Here is a 21794-nt window from a genome sequence, read left to right as displayed (position 1 = left end):
GGGTGGTGGTGGCTGGGGCGGATCACCGCTTCAGCCACTTCACCCCGTACCCCTTCAACTCGAACCGCTGCCCGTCGATCTTCGCGTCGATCGTGCGGTCGAGGGTGTTCACGACGAGCACCGTCTCCTTGTCTGCCAGGACACGGACGTTCGGTACGTCGTCGGCGGCGACGGAGACCTTCTCGAACTCCGTGCCGGGCCCGAACTCCTCGTTGAACCGGGAGAGCATCTTCAGCATCGGCAGCTCCGTGCCGCCGTCCTCCAGCTCGGTGGAGCGCCACAGGCAGCCCGCGCAGTCCTCGCCCCTGTTCTGCGGGTTCCAGTAGAAGCCGCTGCGCGCGCCGCCGCGGGCCATCGCCATCAGACCGGACGCCTGGACGGCGACGCGGTGCGGCTCGGACCAGTCGTCGCGGTCGTCGTTGCTGTCGCCCGGTTCCACGTAGTACTCGGCCCACCACAGCGGAAGGTCGCCGGTGCGCGACCGCACCCACTTGCCGACCGCCGTGAGCTTGTCGGTGGCCTTGAACTCGTCGGGGAGCATCTCGTCGTCGACGGTGTAGCTGGAGCCGTCCACGACGACGAAGTCCGCGCCCGTCTTGTTCTTGTTCCAGTAGTCGAAGGCGTCGAGGACGCGCTGGTCCATGCGGCCCCAGGCGCCCTTGACCTCTCTCGACGCCCCCTCGGTCTGGCGCGGGTCGACGCTGTCCATGACCAGGTAGGGACCGCCGACCATGATGTCCTCGTTGACCTTCTTGAGCTCCTTGTAGACCAGGTTGTAGAGCTCGGTGTAGCCCTCGTAGTCCCAGCGGGCCTTCTCGCTGTTCCAGAAGCCCTTGAATTCGTTCCAGACGATGAAGTGACGTACGTCCGGATAGCGTTTGGCGACCGTCGCCGCGAGCTTGGCGTAGTCCGTGTAGTGGGCGCGTTCCGGGGCGGTCTCCAGGGCCTGCTGGCTCCAGTCGGTGTTGTCCGCGCCGGGCTTGCCGCCCTTCATCCAGTCCGGGGCGCAGCACAGGGTGACGACCGGCGTGGCGTCGGTGGCGCGGATGAAGTCCATCCGCCGGTCCATCGCCTCGAAGTCGTAACGCCCCTTGACGGGCTCGGGGTTGCTCGCGCCCCAGCCCATGATGTGCTGGATCTGCGGCAGCGCGCGCGGCTGCTCGGCGAGCATCGTCCGGGCGCGCTGCGTGGCGGCGTCCGTGCCCTCGTCCGCGCTGTACTGGGTGTGGGTGAAGCCCCAGCCGACGGCCGGCTTCGCCTCGTCGGGCGGGACGGCCGGGGTGCCGTGCACCTTGTCCCCGTCGCGCGTGGTGCCCTCGGTGCCCGTGTCGTCGCCGGGGAGTGTGGTGATGACGGTCAGGATCAGGGCCAGTGCGGCCAGAGCAACGCCGAGCAGCGCGGTGAGCCGCCACCGCTGTGCCCCCGAATTCCACCCATGACGTCCCATCAAGGGCAAGAGTATCCGCGGCGGTTGGCGGTAGCACAGGTTCCGCGTCACGGGATTGCGGCATCCCGGCGGCTTCCGCGGGCGCACGCGGCGCGTTTGCGCACCTGAACGGAGTACGGCGGACTACGTAAACCGGGATGCACGAGGGCACTTGTGTGCCGGATCATGGCGGCATGTCTGCGAACCCTCAGGACACCCTGCCGATCCGGCTCAACGTCGACGACAGCGACTCCCCGTCGGATGTCGTGGACGCCCTCTTCCTCGGCCGTTTCGCCACCGGCGAGCAGCCCTTCTCGCACAGCTCCAACATCGACCGCGTCAAGTCAGGATCCACGCTGCTCCCGCCGGGTGCGACGGTGCTGCGCGCCGCCCGCGACGACGACCGCAGCGCGACGCTGGCCGAGGGCGACGGCTGGACGCTCCTGATCTCCCGCTGGAACCGCGGCGCGGACGTCACGGTGACGGCGACGACCGCCGACCTCGCGGAGAAGGTCCTGAAGCAGGCGACGGACGGCGCGCAGGACGAGCCCGAACCGCAGCCGGACAACGTGACCATGGGATTCTGGTACGTCTCCCCGAGGCGCGGCCCGCACCGCACCACCCGGCAGATCGCCGCCGGTACGTGGGAGGAGGTGCGGCAGAACTACACCGCGCCGGTCGCCGAGGCGATGGACTCCCTGATGAAGACCACTCCCGAGGACATCTCGGGCCGCCTCCTGCTGCTGCACGGCCCGCCGGGCACGGGCAAGACGTCGGCGCTGCGCACGCTCGCGCGGTCCTGGCGGGACTGGTGCCAGGTGGACTGCGTCCTTGACCCCGAGCGGCTGTTCAGCGACGTCGGCTACTTGATGGACATCGCGATCGGCGAGGACGACGGTACGGCGAAGGGGCGCTGGCGGCTGCTGCTCCTGGAGGACTGCGACGAGCTGATCCGCGGGGAGGCGAAGCACACCGCAGGGCAGGCGTTGTCGCGGTTGCTGAACCTGACGGACGGGCTGCTCGGGCAGGGCCGCAACGTCCTGGTCGGCGTCACGACCAACGAGGACCTGGAGCGGCTCCACCCGGCGGTGGTCCGGCCCGGCCGGTGCCTCGCCCGGATCGAGGTCGGCAGCCTGACCCGCGCGGAGTCGGTCGACTGGCTCGGCACGGACGAGGGGGTCTCCCGCGAGGGCGCGACGCTGGCCGAGCTCTACGCGTTGCGGCGCGGGACCTCCCCCACGTCGGTCCCGGACCCCCGGGAAGGGGCGGACGCGGGGCTTTACCTGTAGCGGGGCGGGCGGCTGCCCAGCCGCCGCTTCGCGGCGATTCCTTCCCGCCCACCCACCCGATCACCCCGCAGCGCAGGGGGCACGAACACCCCCGCCGCCGGGTGCCGATTCAGCAAGGCGTCACCCCGAGTCCCCGTAAGCCGCCCGCAACGCGTCCCGCACAGCGGCAAGAGCCCTCGCCTCGGAGAGCCCGAGCCGCCGAGCCCGCTCGGCAAAAGCCTGGGCCGCGGCCGAAGCCTCCCGCGCCGCCGCGTCACCGGCCGCGGCCACGAACGTCCCATGACGCCCCCGCGTCTCGATCACCCCGTCCGCCTCAAGGGCCCGATACGCCTTGGCCACCGTATTGGCGGCAAGCCCCAGCTCCTGGGCGAGCCCCCGCACGGTCGGCAACTTGTACCCCACCGGCAGCGTCCCGCCCCGCGCCTGCTCGGCGATCTGGGCCCGCACCTGCTCGTAGGACGGCACACCACCCGCACTGCCACCGTCGATCTCGATCTTCAAAGTCACGCGGCGATTGTCCCGCACCCCCGGAAAATAAGAGGCACCCCGACGCGCCCCGCGCGTAGCGTGCGGCCCCATGACCGTCCTAGTCCGCGCCCTGCGCCCCGGCAGCCGGCCCGATGCCGAGGCCTTCGCCGCCGTCCGGCGCGCCTGCGTCCCCGCCATGCTCGCCACCGCCGATTCGATCCAGTTCGACCTGGCGCACGCCCATCCCGACTCCCGCTACCGCCAGTTGGTCGCGGAGGCCGACGGAGAGATCATCGGCACGGCGCAGGTGGGCATCGCCTACGACAGCCCCGACCCCGGCCAGGGCTTCGCCAACGTCTACGTACTCCCACAGCGGCGCGGGCTCGGCGCGGGTTCGCTGATCCTGCGGACGGCGGAGGAGTACCTGGCGGCGGAAGGCGCCACCACGGTCTTCTCCTGGGTCCTGGACGAGCCCGCGAACCGCGCCTTCGCGACCGCACGCGGCTACCGCGCGAGCCGCTCGGCCCACTTCCTCCGCCTCGACCTGGCGGGCGGCACCCTGCCGCCCCGCCAAGAGCTGCCCGCCGGAGTGGAGTTGCGCACGGGAGCGGAGTTCGGGGACGACCCGCGCGCCCTCTTCGACCTGGACGCGGAGACGGTGGCGGACGAACCGAGCGACGTGGCAACGGAGTTCACGGACTACGAGCACTGGCTCGCCGAGACCTGGAACCACCCCCTGGTGAACCGCGAACTGACCTCGGTGGCGGTGATGGACGGCAGGCCCGCGGCCTTCACGCTGGCCCGCACGGACGACGCGTCGCGCTACGGGAGCGGCATGACCGGCACCGGACGCGCGTTCCGCGGGCGCGGCCTCGCCAAGCTCGCCAAGAACGACTCCCTGCACCGGGCGCGGGCCGTGGGCTGCACCGAGGCGTTCACCGGAAACGACGCCGGCAACGAGCCGATGCTGGCGATCAACAAGTGGTTCGGCTACGAGATCTGCGCAACGGAGGTACGCCATGTCCGAGACCTCGGCTGACCAGGTGGCCGTGGTCCTCATGAAGGCGGGCCGGATGAAGATCCGCTACCCCGCGGAGGTCGTCGCGGACGACGGCACCGTGGTGACGGTCCGCGCACCGTGGGCGGCTGCCGGGGTGAGGGACTTCGGCTTCGTACGCTTCGAGCCGGGTGACGTCTTCACGGAGCACTACTGGCGTGACCGCTGGTACGCCGTGAAGGAGGTCCGCACGTCCGCGGGCGTCCTGAAGGGCTGGTACTGCGACGTGACGCGCCCCGCTGTGCGGGACGGCGCCACGCTCACGGTGGAGGACCTGGACCTGGACCTGTGGTGCTCGGCGGACGGCGAGACGATCCTGCGCCTGGACGAGGACGAGTTCGCGGAGAGCGGCCTGTCCGAACGCGACCCCGAGGCAGCATCCCAGGCCATGTCCGCCCTGAACACCTTGGAACACCTGGCCCGCACCGGAGCCTCGCTCTCCCCGTCCCTCCCGAAAGCGTCCCCTGCCCTCCACAACGCGCCGTAGGGCAACCGCAACCACCTGCGCCGGACGAGCCGGAAGACCCGTCTCGTCCGGCGATCGCGGTCATCTGGTCGGAGTCGCCCCGACCACCAGCTCCACCTCGAACCCGGCCCCGTCCTCCAGATAGGCCGCACAGTGCTCCTCACCTCCCGCAAACGGATGCCGCTCCGGGAACAGCAAGGACCACCCGTGTCCCGGAGCCTCCGCCACCAGCCGGTCGAGCTCCGCCGCGCTCGCCACATGGAACGCCAGGTGGTTCAGGCCGGGCAGCAGCCGGTCATGGCCCCCGCCACGCATGTCGGGCGATTGTTCGAGCACGATGTACGTCGCACCCCGGCGCCAACTGCCGCCGCGCTCCCAGCGCTGCTCACGGACATGCCCCAGCTCGCCCAGGAGCCAGCCCCACGACTCCTCCGCGGCAGCGAAGTCCGGTACCCAGAGCTCCACATGGTGTGTGCCCCGCGCCGACGCGAGGTCAATCCCCCGCTCGGCCCCGCCCGCCTCATACCCCACCGCATCCCCCTCCTCCTGCCAGTGCAGAACGAACCGCTCCCCCACCCGCCATGCTTCGAGCCCTGCCCTGCAGTACGCCACCATGTCGTCCGGCAGCGCGTCCGCCCTGTGCCAGCTCAGTTCGTCGCACTTGTCCGGCTCCGCGTTGAACGGCTCGCCGCCCGCGCCGTACGCCGCCTCGAAGAACCAGCCGATGCGGGGATTCCCACCGGGTCCCCGGTGCTGGATGACCAGTTCGGCGCTCACGTCCTCGGGGGTGAGGTCGAGGCCGATCTCCTCCTTCGCCTCGCGGATCACCGCCATGCGGACGTCCTCTCCGGGCTCGACGTGGCCGGAGGGGGTGTTGAACAGGCCGTCGCCGTAACCGGTGTTGGCGCGGCGGGCCAGGAGAACCTCCTCACCGCGGCGGAGGATCAGGTGGACGTCCACCACCTCCTTGTGGCGGCGGGGCCCGGCGACGTGCGCCACGATCGCGTACCGCTCGTCCTCCACCCTCTTCCCCCACAACCGCTCGTCGCCCGAAAGGCGTTCGGAGTGGAGGCGGCCCGTCATCGGGGTCAGTGCGCTGATCAGGCGGGACGCGGGGATGCCTGAGGGGTTCGTCGTGCCCCATACGCCCTCGATCAGGATCAGGCGTCCGCCCCGCCGCAGCAGCCCGCACCAGTGCCGCAGCGTCGCTTCCGGGTCCGGCAGCATCCACAGCACGTGCCGGACCAGAATCACGTCGAAACGGCGCCCCTCCACCGGAGGCTCGCCCGCGTCGCCGACCAGCACCTCCGCCTCGTGCCCCGACAGCTTCTCGCGGGCCCGCTCCACCATGTTCGGTGACAGGTCCACCGCCGTGACGCGATGTCCCCGCTCGGCCGCGAGCAGAGAGAGGCTTCCGGTGCCGCAGCCCAGGTCAAGGACGTCGCCGGGGGCCATCGGCAACCAGTCCCCCAGCCGCTGTGCCCACGCCTCCCGCACCACCGCGTCCCGCAGCCCGTGGTCCGGCTCGTCGTCGAAGGTGGCCGCCTCGGCGTCCCAGTCGATGCTCATCCGGCGATGGTGACACTCGCCACTGACAATCCGACTCGGATGAGAAACCCTCCCCGCAGAGGTCTACAGACGTCCCACCTTGGACATCGGTAGTACAGGGAGGCAGCCATGCGCCGTGTGACCGTGCACAAGACCGTCGGTAAGCCCACCAATCGCCAGATCCGGGAGAAGTGCGAGTCCGAGGACCGCCCCCGCGAGCGCCCGGAGGTCCGCAAGGACGTCCAGCGGACCTGGTGGCCCGATGGGTGAGGCCGGCCGCCCGCAGGGCAGGAGAAGCCCGCACGGCACGAACCGCTAGAGGCTCTTCCTGTAGTGGTAGCGGTCGTAAGGTCCTTCCACCCTGCGCTCCACCATCTCGTAGCCGTACCGCGGGTAGATCTTCTGGTTCTCCCACATCATCGCGTTCGTATAGAGCCTGATCTCCGGGAGACCGAGCTCCCGCGCCCGCTCGTCCACGAAGGTGAGCAGGCGACGGCCCACCCCTTGGCTTGCTGCCTCGGGGTGGACCGCGATGCTGTCCAGGAACAGGTGGTCCTGGTGCGGGACGAGGACCAGGACACCCACCACCGGATTTCCGGTGACATACACCCGCCCGGCCGCCACCTCCGCCGCGTGGTCCGCCTCCATGGGGACGGGCACGACTCCGATGCGCTCGATGTAGGGGCGGTAGGCGGCGTCCGTCACCGCCTTCACGGCGGGGACGTCGGCGGCGGTGGCGAGGCGGATGTCGGCTGTCATGCCTTTACGTCTACGTCAGTCCTCCTGCCCCGCACCAGCAGTTTCTTCAGGAGCGGCCACAACACGATCAGCGCGATGATCACGTACACCGTGATCGAGAAGGGCGTGTCGAACAGGCCGCTGACGCTGCCGTCGCTGATCTGCAGGGCGCGGCGCAGCTGTTGTTCCGCGTTCGGGCCGAGGATGACGCCGATGACGGCGGGCAGGACGGGCAGTCCGTAGCGTCGCATGCCGAAGCCGATCAGGCCGATGATCAGCAGGATCACCAGGTCCAGGGCCTCGCCGCCGACCGCGTAGGCGCCCACCGCAGCGAAGAAGAGGATTCCCGCGTAGAGGTAGGGCCTCGGGATGCGGAGCAGTTTCGCCCAGACCGGGGCCAGGGGGAGGTTCAGGGCCAGGAGCAGGACCATGCCCACGAAGAGGGACGCGATCAGGCCCCACACCAGGTCCGGTTCGCGCTCGAAGAGGAGCGGGCCCGGCTGGATGCCGTACTGCTGGAAGGCCGCGAGCATCACTGCCGCGACCGCCGTCGTGGGCAGGCCCAGGGTCAGCATGGAGACGAGTGTTCCGGCCGCCGATGCCGATGACGCCGACTCGGGGCCCGCCACTCCCTCGATCGCGCCCTTGCCCCACTCGTCCTTGTGCTTGGACAGGCGCTTCTCGGTGACGTACGAGAGGAAGGTGGGGATCTCCGCGCCGCCGGCCGGGATCGCGCCGAACGGGAAGCCGATGAGCGGGCCGCGCAGCCAGGACTTCCAGGTGCGCTTGACGTCGGCCTTGCCGAGCCAGGGGCGGCCGACCGGGATCGCCTCGCCGCTGGTGCGCCGCAGGTGGGCCGCGACCCACAGGGCCTCGCCGATCGCGAAGAGGCCCACGGCGACGATCACCACGTCGATGCCGTCGGCCAGTTGGAGCGAGCCGAAGGTCAGGCGCTGCTGGCCGGTCATCTGGTCGAGGCCGACCAGGCCGAGGGTGAGGCCGATGAGGAGTGAGGCGAGTCCTCGTACGCGCGAGGAGCCGAGGACCGATGTCACGGCGATGAACGCGAGCACCATGATGGCGAAGTAGTCGGGCGCCCCGATGTCGACGGCGAGGTCGGCGACCGTCGGTGCGAGCGCCACCAGGAGGATCGTGCCGATGATGCCGCCCGCGAAGTGTCCGATGGCGGCGGCCGCGAGCGCCTGTGCGCCGCGCCCCGCCTTGGCCATCGGGTTGCCTTCCATGGCGGCCACCACCGCGGCGCTCTCGCCCGGGGTGTTCAGGAGGATCGAGGTCGTCGAGCCGCCGAACATCGCCCCGTAGTAGATGCCCGCGAACATGATGAACGCGCCGGTCGGCTCCAGGCCGTAGGTCACAGGCAGCAGCAGGGCCACCGCCATCGCGGGGCCGATGCCGGGCAGGACGCCGATCGCGGTGCCCAGGAGCACGCCGACGGCGGCCCAGAGCAGGTTCATGGGGGTGAGGGCCGTGCCGAAGCCGTCCATCAGGGAGTTGAAGGCGTCCATGTCACAGCACTCCCATCAGTGGTCCGCCGGGGAGCGGCACCCCGAGCAGGTTGTTGAAGACGACGTACGTGATGAGGGAGATCCCTGCCGCGATGAGCGGGTCGCGGTCGAGGTGACGGCTGCCGAGCGCGTACGCGGCGCCCCAGAAGAGCAGGGCGCCCGCGATGGGGAAGCCGAGCGGTTCGATGAGGACGGCGGCGCCGAGGAAGACTCCGGCGAGGAGCAGGACGGTGCGCCAGTCGGCGGGTTCGGACAGGTCGATGTCCTCGCCGCCCTCGGCTTCGCCGCGGCCGCCGCGCAGGACGTCGACGGCGAGGATCACGGCGACGACGAGGAGTCCGATGCCGACGGCGATCGGTACCGTCTTGGGTCCGATGGGGCCGCGCTGGGCGATCTCGACGTCCATGGTGAGCGCGTCGGTGAGGACGAGGGCGCCGAGGGCCAACAGCATGACGCAGACGCCGAGTTCGGAGTGTTCGCGCAGCCAGGCGCGGCGGCCGCCGCCGCGTTCCTCGGGCGGGGTCGGCGCGGTTTCGGGTGTCGACGTCGTCACAGTCCCAGCTCCTTCAGCACGGACACCACGCTCTTGTCCTGGGCGGCCAGGAAGTCGCCGAACTTGTCTCCGGTGAGGAAGGCGTCGTCCCAGCCGTTGGTCTTGAGGGATGTGCGCCACTCAGGGGAGTCGTGGAGCTTCCTGACCAGGCCGGTGAGCTTCTTGCGTTCCGCGTCGGAGAGGCCGGGCGGGGCGACGATGCCGCGCCAGTTGGTGAAGTCCACGTCGTAGCCGGACTCCTTGAGGGTCGGGCCGTCCAGGCCCTTGGCCCGCTTGGGCCCGGTGGTGGCGAGGAGGCGCAGCTCGCCCGACTTGATCTGGTCGAGATACTCGCCGACGCCCGAGACGCCGAAGGCGACCTTCTTGCCGAGGATCGAGGCGAGGAGTTCACCGCCGCCGTCGAAGGGGACGTAGTTGACCTTCTTCGGGTCGATCCCGGCGGCGCGCGCCATCAGCATGGGGGCGAGGTGGTCGGGGCCGCCCGGGGATGAGCCGCCGCCGACGGGGAGCTTGCCCGGGTTCTTCTTCCAGGCGGTGACCAGCTGCTTGATGTCCTTGTACGGCGAGTCCTTGGCGACCACGACGACGTCCGGCTCTTCGGTGAGGCGGGCGATGGGGGTGGTGTCGGCGAGGGTCTTGGGCGAGTCGTTGGAGCGCGCGGCGCCCACGACGCCCAGGCCCATGGACATGGCGAGCTTGCCGTTGCCGTGCTCGCCGACGAGGCGGCTGAGGCCGACGGTGCCGCCGGCGCCGGGGAGGTTGAACACCTCGATGTTGTGGGTGAGTCCGGCGTCCTCGGCGTTCTTCGCCGCGGTGCGGGCGGTGATGTCGTAGCCGCCGCCCGGTGTGTTGGGGACCATGAAGCGCAGGCCGGGGATCTGTGTGCCGGTCTCGGCGTCGCTGCCCGTGGAGAGCAGCGGCGGCCCTGCGAGCACGAGCAGCGCGGCCCCGAGCAGGGCAAGGGGTGTGCGCAGACGCACGTGTGCCACCACCTGTCGGTACGTAGTCATTGCTGGGGATACGGAGTCATTGCCGGGGAGTTGATGCGGCCGGGTTCCCCGTGGGGGCGGGAACCCGGCCGCCGTCCGCGGGGACGGGGATACCTGTGAGGTGGCCCACATGTTGCCTGCGCGTTAAGAAGCTGTCTCTCTTCCGGAATCAACGGACGTTGTGGTCGTTGTGGTCGCGCCCTTAGCCTGCGGCGATGACAAGGGTGCTGGTCGTGGACGACGACTTCATGGTCGCCAAGCTGCACAGCCGTTATGTGTCCGCGGTGGACGGATTCTCGGTGGTGGGAGTGGCGCACAGCGGTACGGAGGCGCTGGCGGCGGTGGAGCGGCTGCGCCCCGATCTCGTACTCCTTGATGTCTATCTGCCCGATATGGACGGCATCGCGGTGCTGCGGGAGTTGCGTGCCGTGGAGGAGCGCGACCGGGACCGGCAGCCGCTGGACGCGCTGTTCATCACGGCGGCGCGGGACGCGGAGGTCGTGCGGGCCGCGCTGCGGGCCGGTGCGCTGCACTACCTGATCAAGCCGTTCAACCAGGCGGCGCTGCGCGAGCAGTTGCTGCACGTGGCGGCGGTGCGGGCCCGCCTGGACGGCCTGGACGAGGCGCGCCAGGAGGACATCGACCAGATCTTCGGCCCCCGCCCGCCGGGCTCCCGGGAACTCCCGAAGGGCCTGGCGGCCCACACCGCGGACCTGGTCGAGCAGACGCTGCGGCGGCACCCGGGAGGCCTCTCCGCCTCGGAGTGCGCGCAGGAGGGCGCACTGTCACGGGTGAGCGCGCGCCGCTACCTGGAGTTCTTCGCGGACACGGGACGGGTCGAGGTGACGCTGCGGTACGGGGGGACGGGGCGGCCGGAGCGGCGGTATCGGTGGGTGCGCTAGGGGGCGGGGGCTTCCCTGGGACTTCCCAAGAGCTCCCCTGGGGCAATTCGGGCACGACCTGAGCGGAGCCTGAGGGCTCCCTTAACCCCACCATAAAGATCGCCATCACCCCCTCCCAGCAGGCGAATCCGGGGATTTCAGCGGCTAGCTTTCTCGTCGCCGGGCCGGTTACGAACCGTCGGCGCCGCACGCAATCGGGGGGCGGCACCGGCCGTTCGCAACCGTCTCGTGTCCCCCACCCCCCCAGAACCGCCGCTGAGGAGAACCACTCATGACCGCACGCCGAAGCAAGGTCGCCGCGATCGCCGCCGTCGGGATCGCCCCGCTCGCCCTGACCGCCCTGTCGGCCGCCCCCGCCGCCGCGCACGGTTCGATGACGGACCCGGTGAGCCGTGTCTCCGCGTGCTTCCAGGAAGGCCCGGAGTCGCCGACCTCGGCCGCCTGCAAGGCTGCCGTGGCGGCCAGTGGCACGCAGGCCTTCTACGACTGGAACGGCGTGAACATCGCCAACGCCGCGGGCAAGTCGAAGGAGATCATCCCCGACGGCAAGCTGTGCAGCGCGGGCAACGACAAGTACAAGGGCCTCGACCTGCCGCGCGCCGACTGGCCGTCCAGCAAGATGTCCGGCGGCAACCACACCTTCCGCTACAAGGGCACCGCCCCGCACAAGGGCTCCTTCGAGCTGTACATCACGAAGGACTCGTACGACCCGAGCAAGCCCCTGAAGTGGTCGGACCTGGAGGAGAAGCCGTTCGTCGACGTCGCCGACCCGAAGATGGAGAACGGCGACTACGTCTTCGACGGCAAGGTCCCGGCCAAGTCGGGCCGCCACCTGATCTACTCGGTCTGGCAGCGCTCGGACTCCCCCGAGGCCTTCTACACCTGCTCCGACGTCGTCTTCGGCAAGGACAGCGGCGGCAGCGGGTCCGCGGCTCCGGCCCCGGCCGCCTCCGCGCCCTCCGAGCAGGACATCGCCGCGGGCGCCGAGAAGTCCACCGTCGAGCACCACGGCCACGGCGACAGCGACGCCAAGACGGGCGCCGAGGCCTCCGAGGCGGCCCCGGCCGCGGGTGAGGACACCGCGGCCAATCAGCCCGAGGTGAACGGCGGCGCCGAGAAGCCCGTCGCGGCGGCCAACGAGAACCTCGCCGAGACCGGCGGCGACAGCAACACCCCGTACATCGCGATCGGCGGCGCCGCCGCGCTCGCCATCGGTGCCGCGGCCATGTTCGGCACGGCCCGCCGCCGGACGGCGCGCCACGGCCGCTGAACCGGCTGAGCGTTGATGGGCCGCCGCCTTCCCGTGCGTCAGGGGAGGGCGGCGGCCCTCTGCCGTCAGGAGAAGCAGGTGCTCGGCGTCGCGTGCGCGGGGTCGAGCGCGTTCGCGACCTCGTGGTGCGCGACCCGGTCGAGGATTCCTATCGCCACGTGCTCCGACAGGTCGACGGGGCACAGGTCCTGGACGGTCACGTTGCGTACGCCGGGGCCGTTCAGGAATTGCGTGCGGTACGGGGTGACCACCTCGTCGTACTGGGTGGCGATGACGGTGTAGCGCACGCCCGGGACGGTGTCGCCGCCTTCGTTGAGCTTGGTCAGGAACGGCGATCCGGCCACCTGGTCGGCCAGGCTCGGGGTCTTGGTGGTGAGCAGGTCCTCGATGCCCGGGAAGTAGGGCAGCAGCTTGGTGAGGCCGAGCAGGGTCGTGCCGTGGTTGTCGGGCGCGAGTCCGACCAGGGCGTTCACCTTCTGCGCGCCGCCGAGGAACTTCAGGTAGTAGCGGGGCATCATGCCGCCCTGCGAGTGGCCGACGAGGTCGGCCTTCGCGGCGCCCGTCGAGGCGAGCACCTTGTCGACGAAGCCGTCGAGCTGCTCGGCCGACTTGTCGATCGGGCCGAGCCCGTTGAAGAAGGGCACTCCGGGCAGCTGGCCGTAGTCGAGGGAGTAGACGCAGTAGCCGCGCCTGACCAAGTACGGGGCGAGGACGAGCCAGTTGTCGATGGAGTTGCCGAAGGTGCCATGGACCAGGACCACGGGGCGGGGGTGGGCGGCCGACGGCTTGCAGCCGTAGTCGTTCCAGCCGCTCGACGAGGCGGTGGTGGCGGCAGGCGCGGCGGACGCCGTGGCGGCGGGGGTGAGGGTGAGCGCGCCCGTCATGAGAAGGGCGGCGGCAAGCGCTCTGAGCGCTCGTCTCCAGGGCAGCATCGTGTGATCTCCTTGCGGCTCAAGGGAGTTGCGATGAATGAGCCCTGTGATCCGGATCACGAGGATGCCGTGCACACGCCAAACTAAGGGTCGGTCGTAGAAGTGTGAAGTTACGCGTCAGTAAAACTTCCAGCAATCACTGGCACAGTCCCCCGCAACCCTCTATCGAGGAGGCTCCACCAGCCCCAACTCATAGGCGATGATGACCAGTTGGACCCGGTCGCGGGAGTCGAGCTTGGTGAAGAGCCGTGCCACGTGCGCCTTGACCGTGGCCACGGTGATGACGAGTTCGGCCGCGATCTCCGCGTTGGACAGGCCGCGGCCCACCAGCGTCAGCACCTCGCACTCGCGGTCGGTGATGCCGCCGGCCGTCCGCCGTACCGAAGGCGTGGGCTCGGGCCGCGCCGCGAACTCCTCGATCAGGCGCCGGGTGACGCTCGGCGCGATCAGGCCGTCCCCGGCGGCCACCACATGGATCGCCGCGAGGATGTCCTCAAGTGCCATGTCCTTGACCAGGAATCCGCTCGCGCCCGCGCGCAGCGCCCCGTACACGTAGTCGTCGTCATCGAAGGTGGTGAGGACGAGGACGCGCGTCGCCCCGCCGTCGGCCGTGATCAGACGGGTGGCCTCGATGCCGTCCATGCCGGGCATGCGGATGTCCATCACGACCACGTCGGGGCGTATCTCGCGCGCCAGTTGGAGCGCTTCGGCACCCGTGCCCGCTTCCCCCACCACCTCGATGCCGGGGGTGTCGGCCATCAGGACGCGCAGGCCCGCGCGGACGAGGGGCTGGTCGTCGGCGAGGACGACCCTGACCACCGGGCCGGTCATCGGGCCTCCACCGGCGGCAGGGGCAGCAGGGCCGTCACCCGGAAGCCGCCCTCGGGGCGCGGTCCCGCGGTGAACCTGCCGTGCAGCAGGGCGACTCGCTCGCGCATGCCGACGAGACCGAACCCGGTGCCCGCGGGCAGGCCACCCCGGCCGTCGTCCTCTATCTCCAGGGACAGCTCGCCGTCCCGCCGCTCGACGGTCACCCGGCAGGTGTCCGTTCCCGCGTGCCGTACGACATTGGTGAGGGCCTCCTGGAGGATGCGGAACGCGGCCAGGTCGATGTCGGCGGGCAGCGGGCCGCTCTCCCCCCGCCTGCGGATCTCGGCGTGGACCCCGGCGTCCCGTGCCGAAGCCGCGAGGCGGTCGACGTCGGCGAGCCCGGGGGCTGGTTCGCGCGGCGGCGGCGCGGAGGTGTCGCGGGGCGGGTCCAGTGTCCCGCCGTCGGCTCCCGGCTCCGACTCCGACTCCGGCCTGCGCAGCGCGACCAGCGTCCGGCGCAGCCCCGCGAGGGTCTCCCTGCTGGTGGCCTCGATGGTGGCGAGCGCGTTGCGGGCCTCCGCGGGCTGGGTGTCGATGACCCGGCTGCCCACGCCCGCCTGGATGGCGATGACGCCGATGCTGTGCGCGATCATGTCGTGCAACTCCCTTGCGATGCGCAGCCGTTCGGCGGTGACGGCGCGGGCCGTGGCCTGGGAGCGCAGGGCCTCGGCGTGCGTGCGGCGCTCGCGGGCCGAACTGCCCGCCATCCAGGCGGCGATGAGAAGGACGGCCACGAGCACGGCACTCTGGCCGCTGTCGTCGGCCCAGGCGGACGACGAGCAGTTCCGCATCCCGTACTCGCCGGGAAGGCACCCGGTGTCGGGCGGGAAGCCGAAGAGGGAGCCCATCTGCGCCGTGAACGCCAGGACGGCGGCGGTGACCGACGTGCGCCGCGGACGGGCGGCCGCGAGATAGCCGACGGCACAGACCCCGGCGAAGACCTGCAGATAGCTGACCTCCGACGTCCGCATCTCCATCGTGGCCGTGACCCCGCCAAGGAGCAGCAAGGTCAGGGCCGGCAGCGGGCGGCGGCGCAGCAGCGAGGCGACCACGGCCGCGAGCACGAGCGACGCGAGGACCATCAGGAGGTCGAAGCCCTGCTGTCCGTCGGAGAACGTGACGTAGGTGACGGCGGGGAAGAGAACGGCCCCGCTCCAGGCCAGACCCGTGCGTACCGCAGGCCACGGCCGCCCGGGGACGAGCGTGCGGCTGCCCTTGTTCCGGCCCTTCGCGGACAGCTCCTGACCTGGTGTGACGTCCATGCGCCGATCGTATGCGGCCGCCGCTCGCGGGGGTATTGGCCCGCGGTCGTACGCCCAGGGGCTACCGAGCCGCCGACGGGTGTGGCCGACGGCCCGATGCCGGGCGGGCCCGGCCCGCGGCACCGTGGTCCGCGTGATCGAAGTCAATGAGCTGACGAAGCGGTACGGCACCAAGAACGCCGTACACAACCTGTGTTTCACCGTGCGCCCGGGGCAGGTCACCGGGTTCCTCGGCCCGAACGGCGCGGGCAAGACGACCACCCTGCGGATCCTCCTCGGCCTGATCGACCCCAGCGGCGGGACGGCGACCGTCGACGGCCGTCCTTTCCGGGACCGGCCGCGCGGCCTGCGCCATGTCGGCGCGCTGCTCGACGCGGGCGACGTGCACGGCGGGCGCACGGCGGTGGCCCACCTCGCCGCTCTGGCCCGCGGCAACCGCATCCCGCGGGCGCGGGTCGACGAGGTGCTGCGCGAGGTCGGCCTCGCCGATGTGGCCCGGCAGCGCACCGGCGGCTTCTCGCTGGGCATGCGGCAGCGCCTCGGGATCGCCACCGCGCTGCTCGGCGACCCGCCGGTGCTGCTCTTCGACGAACCGCTCAACGGCCTCGACCCGGAAGGGGTGTTGTGGGTACGCGGGCTCTTCCGGCGCCTGGCCGCCGAGGGCCGCACCGTCTTCGTGTCGAGCCATCTCATGACGGAGATGGAGAACACCGCCGATCAGCTCGTCGTCATCGGCCGTGGCGAGCTGATCGCGGCCGAGAGCCTCACGGACTTCGCGGCGCGGGGCACGCGGCTGAGCGTGACCGTGCGCACGCCGGACACCTCGACGCTGACGGACGCGCTGAGCGCCGAAGGCGCGTCGGTGGAGACCACGGGGACGGGTACGGACGGCGACACGCTCACCGTCACCGGTCTGCCCGCCGCCCGCATCGGCGAACTCGCCTTCCGGCACCGGGTGTTGCTGCACGAACTGGCCACCAGGGCAGCGTCCCTGGAGGAGGCGTTCATGGAACTCACCGCCGACAGCGCCGAATACCTGGCAGGAGAACCCCGATGAAGCCACTGACCCTCGCGGCGGTCACCGAGCCCCGCGCCCGCTTCCGCGATCTGGCCGCCGCCGAGTGGATCAAACTCTGGTCGCTGCGCTCCACGTACTGGGTCCTCGGGGTCGGCGCGCTGGTCGTCATCGGGATCAATGTGAACTCCGCGCAGTCCAACGCCGACCGCCTCGCCCATCTGCCGCCGCCCCCGGACGGCCTGGAACCGCACATGTATTTCGACCCCCTGCACACCGCCTTCGTCGACCCCGCCTGGCAGATCTTCATGGTCATCGCGGGCAGTGTCGGCGCCATCGCGGTCTTCGGCGAGTACACCAGCGGCCTGGCCCGTACGACGTTCGCGGCCGTCCCCGACCGGCGCGCGGTGGTGGTGGCCAAGGCGGCCGTCGTGGCGGCGGTCATGCTCGTGCTCGGCGCGGTCGTCTCGGGGGTTTCGTTCGGCACGACCCAGGCGATCCTGCGGGAGCACGGCGGCCTGTCGCTCGGTGATCCCGGCGCGCTGCGCGCGGTCGCGGCGGGAGCGCTGCTCGCGCCGCTGTGCGCACTGGTCGGCATGGCGGCCGGCGCCCTCGTGCGGCACGCCACGGGCACCGTCGTGACGACCCTGGTGACGCTGCTCCTGCTGCCCGCGCTCTTCCAGGGCGAGACCCATCGCTGGGTCGCGGAGATCGGCAACGCGATGCCGATCACCGCGTGGCGGGCACTGGTCGAGAACCCTTCGATCGGCTTCCCGCAGGGCAAGTACCCGGTGTCGGTCACCGAGGCGTGGATCGTGTTCGCGGTGTGGCCGCTGGTGGCGGCGGTCGTCGCGGTGGTGACCGTGCACCGCAGGGACCTGTGACCCCGGAGCATGGCGCTACGCCGCCAGCGTCCCCGGCACGATCGCTCCGGGACCGAACTTCGCCCGCGCCCGGTCGGCCACCGCCTCGATTCTGCGGGCCCTGTCGTCCACCGGGTCGAACATCAGCTGGTGGGCGGCGTGTTCGGCGGGGGCGAGCCCTTCGGCACGCAGCGAGATGCCGCGCACCCGGGCCCGCTGGAGGCCGAGGGTCTCGTACATGCGGTACGCCGATCCGGTCAGCGCGCTGGAGTGCGCGGTCGGCTCGGGCAGCGTACGGGTGCGTGTCGTGGTGGAGCGGTCGGCGTACCGCACGGTGAGGGTCAGGGAGCGGCACACCTGGTCCTCGTCGCGCATCCGCGCACCGAGTTCGTCGGTGAGCGAGAGCAGCGCCCTGCGGTGGCGCGCGGGGTCCAACTCGTCGCGAGGGAAAGGCCGTTCAGAGGCGAGAGAACGGGCGGCCGCGTTCGGCACGACGCGTGCGCGGTCGATGCCGTGCGCCTTCTCGTGCAGCTCGCGGCCCGCGCGGGCGCCGACGAGGCGCTGCAAGGTGGACAGCGGTGCGGCGGCCACCTTGCCGACGGAGTCGAGGCCGTACGAGCAGAGGGTGCGGGCGGTGGCGCGGCCGACCCCCGGCAGTTCGGCGACCGGCTTCGGCCCGAGGAACTCCGCGACGGCGTCGGGCTCCGGGCCCACGATCCGGGTCACGCCCGGCCCGGCTTCCCGCACGGCCATCCGCGCGAGCATCGGCCCAGGACCGGCGCCGATCACGCAGTCCACTCCGTGGTGGGCGAGCGCCCGTACCCGTATCACCGAGGCGAGTTCGACGGTGTCGCGCCCGAAGTAGCGCATCGCTCCCCGTACGTCGACGAGCGCCGCGTCGGGCGGCAGGGCCTCGACGACAGGGCTGAACTCGCCGAGCAGCAGGAGCAGTCGGGGCAGGGCCGCCTCGTACATGGGCGGCAGGAGGAACCGTACGCACAGGGTGCTCATCCCGCGCTCCCCGGGCTCTGGTGCCACAACTTCCGCCCTGTGGCCGCCCGTTCACCGGGCGGCTGGAGGTCGGCCCAGGGGTGCATCTCGTACCCCGTGGACATCCGGATGCGGCGGCCGCCGTCCGCCGGGGTTCCGTCGGACGCTTCGTCCGGTCCCGGTCCCGGTTCCGGTTCCGGTCCCGGTCCCGGTTCGGCGAGACGTGCTCCGACCGCTTCGAGTCCGCCCTCCTGCCGCAGCTCCACCAGTTCCGCCAGGTTCCATGCGGCGGCGCCGACCACGCTGAGGCTGCGCGGGCCGCGCCGCTGCACCACCCCGCGGACCAGGAGCAGCCAGGAGTGGAAGACGGTGTGCGCGCACCGTTCGTGGGCGTCGTCGAAGAAGGCCAGGTCGACCAGGCCGGTGCCGTCGTCCAGGGTGGTGAAGATGACCCGCTTCCCGGAGCGGATCGGCGGGGTCTGGGTGGCCGCCTTGGCGCCCGCGACCAGGACGGTCGCCCCGTGTTCGGCCTCCCGCAGGCGGCGGGCGCTCCGCACGCCGAGCTCGCGCAGGAACTCCGCGTGGTCGCCCATGAGATGGCGCGAGGAGTCCATGCCGAGGACGCCGAGCTCGGCGCTGAGCCGTTCCGCGTCGTCCAGGTCGGGAAGACCGGCGGGTGCCGTCCTCCGCCCGCCGGACAGCGGGAGTTGGGCCCCGGAGGAGCCCCGCGAGCCCCGCCGCAGCTCCGTCAGGTGCAGTTGCAGGTCGCGGCGGTTGGCGCCGAACGCGTCGAGCGCGCCGACCTGCGCGAGCCGCTGCGCGACCGGTTTGCTCGGCCTTGCCCGCTCCCAGAAGTCCAGGAGCGAGGCGTAGGGCCGGCCGTCGGCGATCCGCGCCGCCTCGGCCTCGCTGATGCCGTGGACGTCGGCCAGCGCGAGACGCAGACCCCAAGCCTCCCCGGGTTCGGACACCAGTTCGATACGGTGAGCGACCGCGGACCGGTTCACGTCCAGCGGAAGGATCGGCACCCCCCGCCGCCGCGCGTCCGCGAGCAGCAGCCGCTTCGGGTACATGCCGGGGTCGTGCGTGAGCAACCCGGCGTAGAACGCGGCCGGGTGATGGGCCTTCAGCCACGCCGACTGATAGGTGGGCACGGCGAAGGCCACCGCGTGCGCCTTGCAGAAGCCGTACGAACCGAAGGCCTCGATGATCTCCCAGGTTCGGCCGATGGTCTCGGCGTCGTACCCCTTCGCCGCCGCCTGCTGCGCGAACCAGAACCGGATCCGCCCCTGCGATTCGGGGTCGGAGAGCCCGCGCCGCACCCGGTCCGCCTCGTCGCGCCCGCAGCCGGTCATGATGTCCACGATCTCGATGATCTGCTCGTGGAAGACGACGACGCCGTACGTCTCCTTGAGCGGCCCCGCCAGGTCCGGGTGCGGGTAGCGGATGGGCGCGCGGCCGTGCCGGGCCTCGATGAAGGGCCGCACCATGTCGGCGGCGACAGGGCCGGGCCTGAAGAGCGAGATGTCGACGACCAGGTCATGGAAGGTCGCGGGCTGAAGTCGCCCGACCAAGTCACGCTGGCCCGGCGACTCGATCTGGAAACAGCCCAACGTCTCGGCGGACCTGATGAGTTGATACGTTGCCGGATCCCCCGGCGGCACCGCGTCCACGTCCACCCGCTCGCCGGTGGCCCGCTCGACCTCCCCCACCGCGTGCGCCATCGCCGACTGCATCCGCACGCCGAGCACGTCGAGCTTGAGCAGCCCGAGGTCCTCCACGTCCTCCTTGTCGAACTGGGACATGGGAAAGCTCTCGCCGCTGGTGGGCACGACGGGCGTACGTGCGAGCAGCGAGGCGTCGGAGAGCAGCACACCGCACGGGTGCATGGCGATCCCGCGCGGCAGCGCGTCCAGTGCCTCGACCAGCTCCCACAGGCGCCCGTGGCTCTCCGCCTCCCCCGCCACCTCGCGCAGTTCGGGCAGCTCCTCCATCGCCGAGCGGGCGTCCCGCGCGCGGATGTGCGGGAAGGCCTTGGCGATCCTGTCGATCTCGGCCGGGTCCATGGACAGGGCGGCGCCCACGTCACGGATGGCGTGGCGGACGCGGTAGGTCTCGGGCATGGCGACGGTCGCGACCCGCTCGGTGCCGAAGCGGCCGATGATCGCGCGGTAGACCTCCAGGCGGCGGGCCGACTCCACGTCGATGTCGATGTCCGGCAGGACGGCACGCCGCGTGGACAGGAACCGCTCCATGAGCAGGCCGTGCTCGACGGGGTCGGCGTGCGCGATGCCGATGAGGTGGTTGACCAGGGACCCCGCGCCGGAGCCGCGCGCCGCGACTCGGATCCCCAAGTCGCGTACGTCGTCGACCACTTGGGCCACGGTGAGGAAGTAGGAGGCGAAGCCGTGGTACGCGATGACGTCCAGCTCGTGGTGCATCCGCTCCCAGTAGCCGTGGGCGCCCGGGGAGCGGTCGTACCCCCGCAGCACCATCCCCGCCGCCGCCCGCGAGGCGAGCACGCGCTGCGCGCTGCGGCGTCCCGCGCCGACGAGGTGCGGCTCGGGGAAGCGCACGGAGCCGATGCCGATGTCGTCCTCGGGGTCGACGAGGCACTCGGCGGCGGCGGCCTGGGTCTGCTCGACCAGGCGGTGGGCGGTGTCACGGCGGAAGCCCGCCGCCTCCACGATCCGCTCGGCGTTGCCCAGCATGGCGTCGGCACCCTTCAACCACCGCTCCCCGCCGTCGAGTTCCTTGGTCGGGTCGACGGGGACGAGGCGGCGCGCGGCGTCGAGCACGTCGGCGACCGGGCCGAGCCCCGCGTCGGCGTAGCGGACTGCGTTGCTCAGGACGGGGCGCACCCCCTGCTCGGCGGCGAAGCCGACGGTGCGGGCGGCGAGGCGCAGCGAACCGGGTCCGGTGCCTTCGCGGCCGTGCCACACGGACTCCAGGCGCAGCGCGTCTCCGTAGCGCTCGCGCCAGGGGGCCAGGAGGCGGGCGGCCCGGTCGGGGCGTCCGGCGGCGAGTGCGCGCCCCACGTCGGATGCGGGGCCGAGCAGCACGGTCATGCCGTCGCCGTGGTTCTCCTCCCACGGGAGCACGGGCTGCCCCTCGCCGCTCCGGTGCGCGGCGGTGATCAGGCGGCACAGCGCGGCCCAGCCGGTGGCGCCGTCGCGGGCGAGGAAGGTCACGCGTGGGGTCGACTCGTCGATGAAGGCACCTCCGCGCACCGGGGTCCGCCGCCGCGCACCGCTCGCGGGCGCCGGCTCCCCCACCGCGAGCTCGGTGCCGAACAGCGGCCGCACCCCCGCCTTCGCGCAGGCCTTGGCGAACCGGACGGTGCCCGCGAGGGTGTCCCGGTCGGTGAGCGCGAGGGCGTCCATGCCCCGCTCGGCGGCGCGCTCGGCGAGCCGCTCCGGGTGCGAGGCGCCGTAGCGCGGGGAGAAGCCGGAGACGGTGTGCAGATGCGTGAACCCTGGCACACGCACCTCCTGAAACCCTGAACCGATCCGACCTCACATCCCCCGCCTCCACCATAGACCAAGTTTCGAACGTACGTACGACACCCGACTCGAACCGCACCCCGTTTCGCCCATTCGGCCCCGCCCACCTGCGGGAACGACAGGGGCC

Annotated in this window: 20 protein-coding genes; 8 read left to right on the top strand and 12 right to left on the bottom strand. The window is 71.5% G+C overall.

Translation table 11 applies throughout. The annotated features are described in order from the left end of the window. Window positions 1–22 precede the first annotated feature (22 nt). A complete protein-coding gene (locus M4V62_RS33040) occupies window positions 23–1447 on the bottom strand; it encodes a GH39 family glycosyl hydrolase (RefSeq protein WP_249590855.1) in 1425 nt (474 codons plus the stop codon). Between the two features lie 173 nt (window positions 1448–1620). Between M4V62_RS33040 and M4V62_RS33035 the strand changes: the two genes are divergently transcribed. Next, complete coding sequence (locus M4V62_RS33035) at window positions 1621–2715, top strand: DUF5925 domain-containing protein (protein ID WP_249590854.1); 1095 nt, start codon at window positions 1621–1623, stop codon at window positions 2713–2715. Between the two features lie 120 nt (window positions 2716–2835). On the opposite strand, the gene M4V62_RS33030 is transcribed toward M4V62_RS33035, so the two are convergent. Beyond that, window positions 2836–3222 carry a GntR family transcriptional regulator gene (locus M4V62_RS33030; protein WP_249590853.1) on the bottom strand — a complete coding sequence of 129 codons (387 nt, stop codon included), beginning with the start codon at window positions 3220–3222 and terminating at the stop codon, window positions 2836–2838. Window positions 3223–3292: 70 nt separating this feature from the next. On the opposite strand from M4V62_RS33030, the gene M4V62_RS33025 reads away from it, so the two are divergent. Then, window positions 3293–4222: a GNAT family N-acetyltransferase gene (locus tag M4V62_RS33025; protein ID WP_249590852.1), complete on the top strand. Its 930-nt coding sequence runs from the start codon at window positions 3293–3295 to the stop codon at window positions 4220–4222. Continuing rightward, window positions 4203–4727 (top strand): ribonuclease FAU-1 family protein, encoded by a 525-nt coding sequence (locus tag M4V62_RS33020; protein WP_249590851.1) that lies wholly within the window; start codon window positions 4203–4205, stop codon window positions 4725–4727. Before M4V62_RS33025 ends, M4V62_RS33020 begins: the two co-directional genes overlap by 20 nt. 60 nt (window positions 4728–4787) lie before the next feature. Here the strand turns inward: M4V62_RS33020 and M4V62_RS33015 are convergent, their stop codons facing one another. After that, complete coding sequence (locus M4V62_RS33015) at window positions 4788–6275, bottom strand: trifunctional class I SAM-dependent methyltransferase/NUDIX hydrolase/VOC family protein (RefSeq protein WP_249590850.1); 1488 nt, start codon at window positions 6273–6275, stop codon at window positions 4788–4790. A gap of 108 nt (window positions 6276–6383) precedes the next feature. On the opposite strand from M4V62_RS33015, the gene M4V62_RS33010 reads away from it, so the two are divergent. Then, window positions 6384–6524 carry a hypothetical protein gene (locus M4V62_RS33010; RefSeq protein ID WP_249590849.1) on the top strand — a complete coding sequence of 47 codons (141 nt, stop codon included), beginning with the start codon at window positions 6384–6386 and terminating at the stop codon, window positions 6522–6524. 45 nt (window positions 6525–6569) lie between these two features. On the opposite strand, the gene M4V62_RS33005 is transcribed toward M4V62_RS33010, so the two are convergent. Genes M4V62_RS33005 through M4V62_RS32990 form a run of 4 tightly spaced genes read right to left on the bottom strand, consistent with a single transcriptional unit; the run spans window position 6570 to window position 10051 of the window. Then, window positions 6570–7013, bottom strand: coding sequence for a GNAT family N-acetyltransferase (locus tag M4V62_RS33005; RefSeq protein ID WP_249590848.1), 444 nt, complete (start codon window positions 7011–7013; stop codon window positions 6570–6572). Beyond that, window positions 7010–8518 (bottom strand): tripartite tricarboxylate transporter permease, encoded by a 1509-nt coding sequence (locus tag M4V62_RS33000; protein ID WP_249590847.1) that lies wholly within the window; start codon window positions 8516–8518, stop codon window positions 7010–7012. Before M4V62_RS33000 ends, M4V62_RS33005 begins: the two co-directional genes overlap by 4 nt. 1 nt (window position 8519) lies before the next feature. Beyond that, the gene (locus tag M4V62_RS32995) at window positions 8520–9071 is read right to left on the bottom strand and encodes a tripartite tricarboxylate transporter TctB family protein (protein WP_249590846.1); all 552 of its coding nucleotides are present in this window, start codon (window positions 9069–9071) and stop codon (window positions 8520–8522) included. Continuing rightward, on the bottom strand, window positions 9068–10051 hold the full coding sequence (locus M4V62_RS32990) for a Bug family tripartite tricarboxylate transporter substrate binding protein (RefSeq protein ID WP_249593111.1): 984 nt from the start codon (window positions 10049–10051) through the stop codon (window positions 9068–9070). The genes M4V62_RS32995 and M4V62_RS32990 overlap by 4 nt, the downstream gene beginning before the upstream one ends. A gap of 224 nt (window positions 10052–10275) precedes the next feature. Between M4V62_RS32990 and M4V62_RS32985 the strand changes: the two genes are divergently transcribed. Together M4V62_RS32985 and M4V62_RS32980 are read left to right on the top strand one after the other, a co-directional pair. Further along, window positions 10276–10962 carry a response regulator gene (locus tag M4V62_RS32985; protein WP_249590845.1) on the top strand — a complete coding sequence of 229 codons (687 nt, stop codon included), beginning with the start codon at window positions 10276–10278 and terminating at the stop codon, window positions 10960–10962. Window positions 10963–11233: 271 nt separating this feature from the next. Next, window positions 11234–12232, top strand: coding sequence for a lytic polysaccharide monooxygenase auxiliary activity family 9 protein (locus M4V62_RS32980; RefSeq protein WP_249590844.1), 999 nt, complete (start codon window positions 11234–11236; stop codon window positions 12230–12232). 65 nt (window positions 12233–12297) lie between these two features. Here M4V62_RS32980 and M4V62_RS32975 read toward each other — a convergent pair whose 3' ends face one another. From M4V62_RS32975 to M4V62_RS32965, 3 genes are all read right to left on the bottom strand, one after another. Then, window positions 12298–13164, bottom strand: a complete 867-nt coding sequence (locus M4V62_RS32975; protein ID WP_249590843.1) for an esterase/lipase family protein — start codon at window positions 13162–13164, stop codon at window positions 12298–12300. Between the two features lie 162 nt (window positions 13165–13326). Next, window positions 13327–13995, bottom strand: a complete 669-nt coding sequence (locus M4V62_RS32970) for a response regulator (protein WP_249590842.1) — start codon at window positions 13993–13995, stop codon at window positions 13327–13329. Then, a complete protein-coding gene (locus tag M4V62_RS32965; protein ID WP_249590841.1) occupies window positions 13992–15296 on the bottom strand; it encodes a sensor histidine kinase in 1305 nt (434 codons plus the stop codon). Before M4V62_RS32965 ends, M4V62_RS32970 begins: the two co-directional genes overlap by 4 nt. Window positions 15297–15429: 133 nt before the next feature. Here M4V62_RS32965 and M4V62_RS32960 point away from each other — a divergent pair, with 133 nt between their 5' ends. Further along, a complete protein-coding gene (locus tag M4V62_RS32960; protein WP_249590840.1) occupies window positions 15430–16353 on the top strand; it encodes an ABC transporter ATP-binding protein in 924 nt (307 codons plus the stop codon). Next, window positions 16350–17195 carry an ABC transporter permease gene (locus M4V62_RS32955; protein WP_249590839.1) on the top strand — a complete coding sequence of 282 codons (846 nt, stop codon included), beginning with the start codon at window positions 16350–16352 and terminating at the stop codon, window positions 17193–17195. The genes M4V62_RS32960 and M4V62_RS32955 overlap by 4 nt, the downstream gene beginning before the upstream one ends. Before the next feature lie 15 nt (window positions 17196–17210). On the opposite strand, the gene M4V62_RS32950 is transcribed toward M4V62_RS32955, so the two are convergent. Both M4V62_RS32950 and M4V62_RS32945 read right to left on the bottom strand, forming a co-directional pair. Continuing rightward, complete coding sequence (locus M4V62_RS32950; protein ID WP_249590838.1) at window positions 17211–18185, bottom strand: DNA polymerase Y family protein; 975 nt, start codon at window positions 18183–18185, stop codon at window positions 17211–17213. Next, entirely contained in the window at window positions 18182–21646 is a 3465-nt protein-coding gene (locus tag M4V62_RS32945) for a DNA polymerase III subunit alpha (protein ID WP_249590837.1), read from the bottom strand. Before M4V62_RS32945 ends, M4V62_RS32950 begins: the two co-directional genes overlap by 4 nt. Between the last annotated feature and the right edge of the window lie 148 nt (window positions 21647–21794).

The organism is Streptomyces durmitorensis, from assembly GCF_023498005.1.
Classification (GTDB): domain Bacteria; phylum Actinomycetota; class Actinomycetes; order Streptomycetales; family Streptomycetaceae; genus Streptomyces; species Streptomyces durmitorensis.
This window is presented reverse-complemented; position numbering and strand designations above follow the sequence as displayed.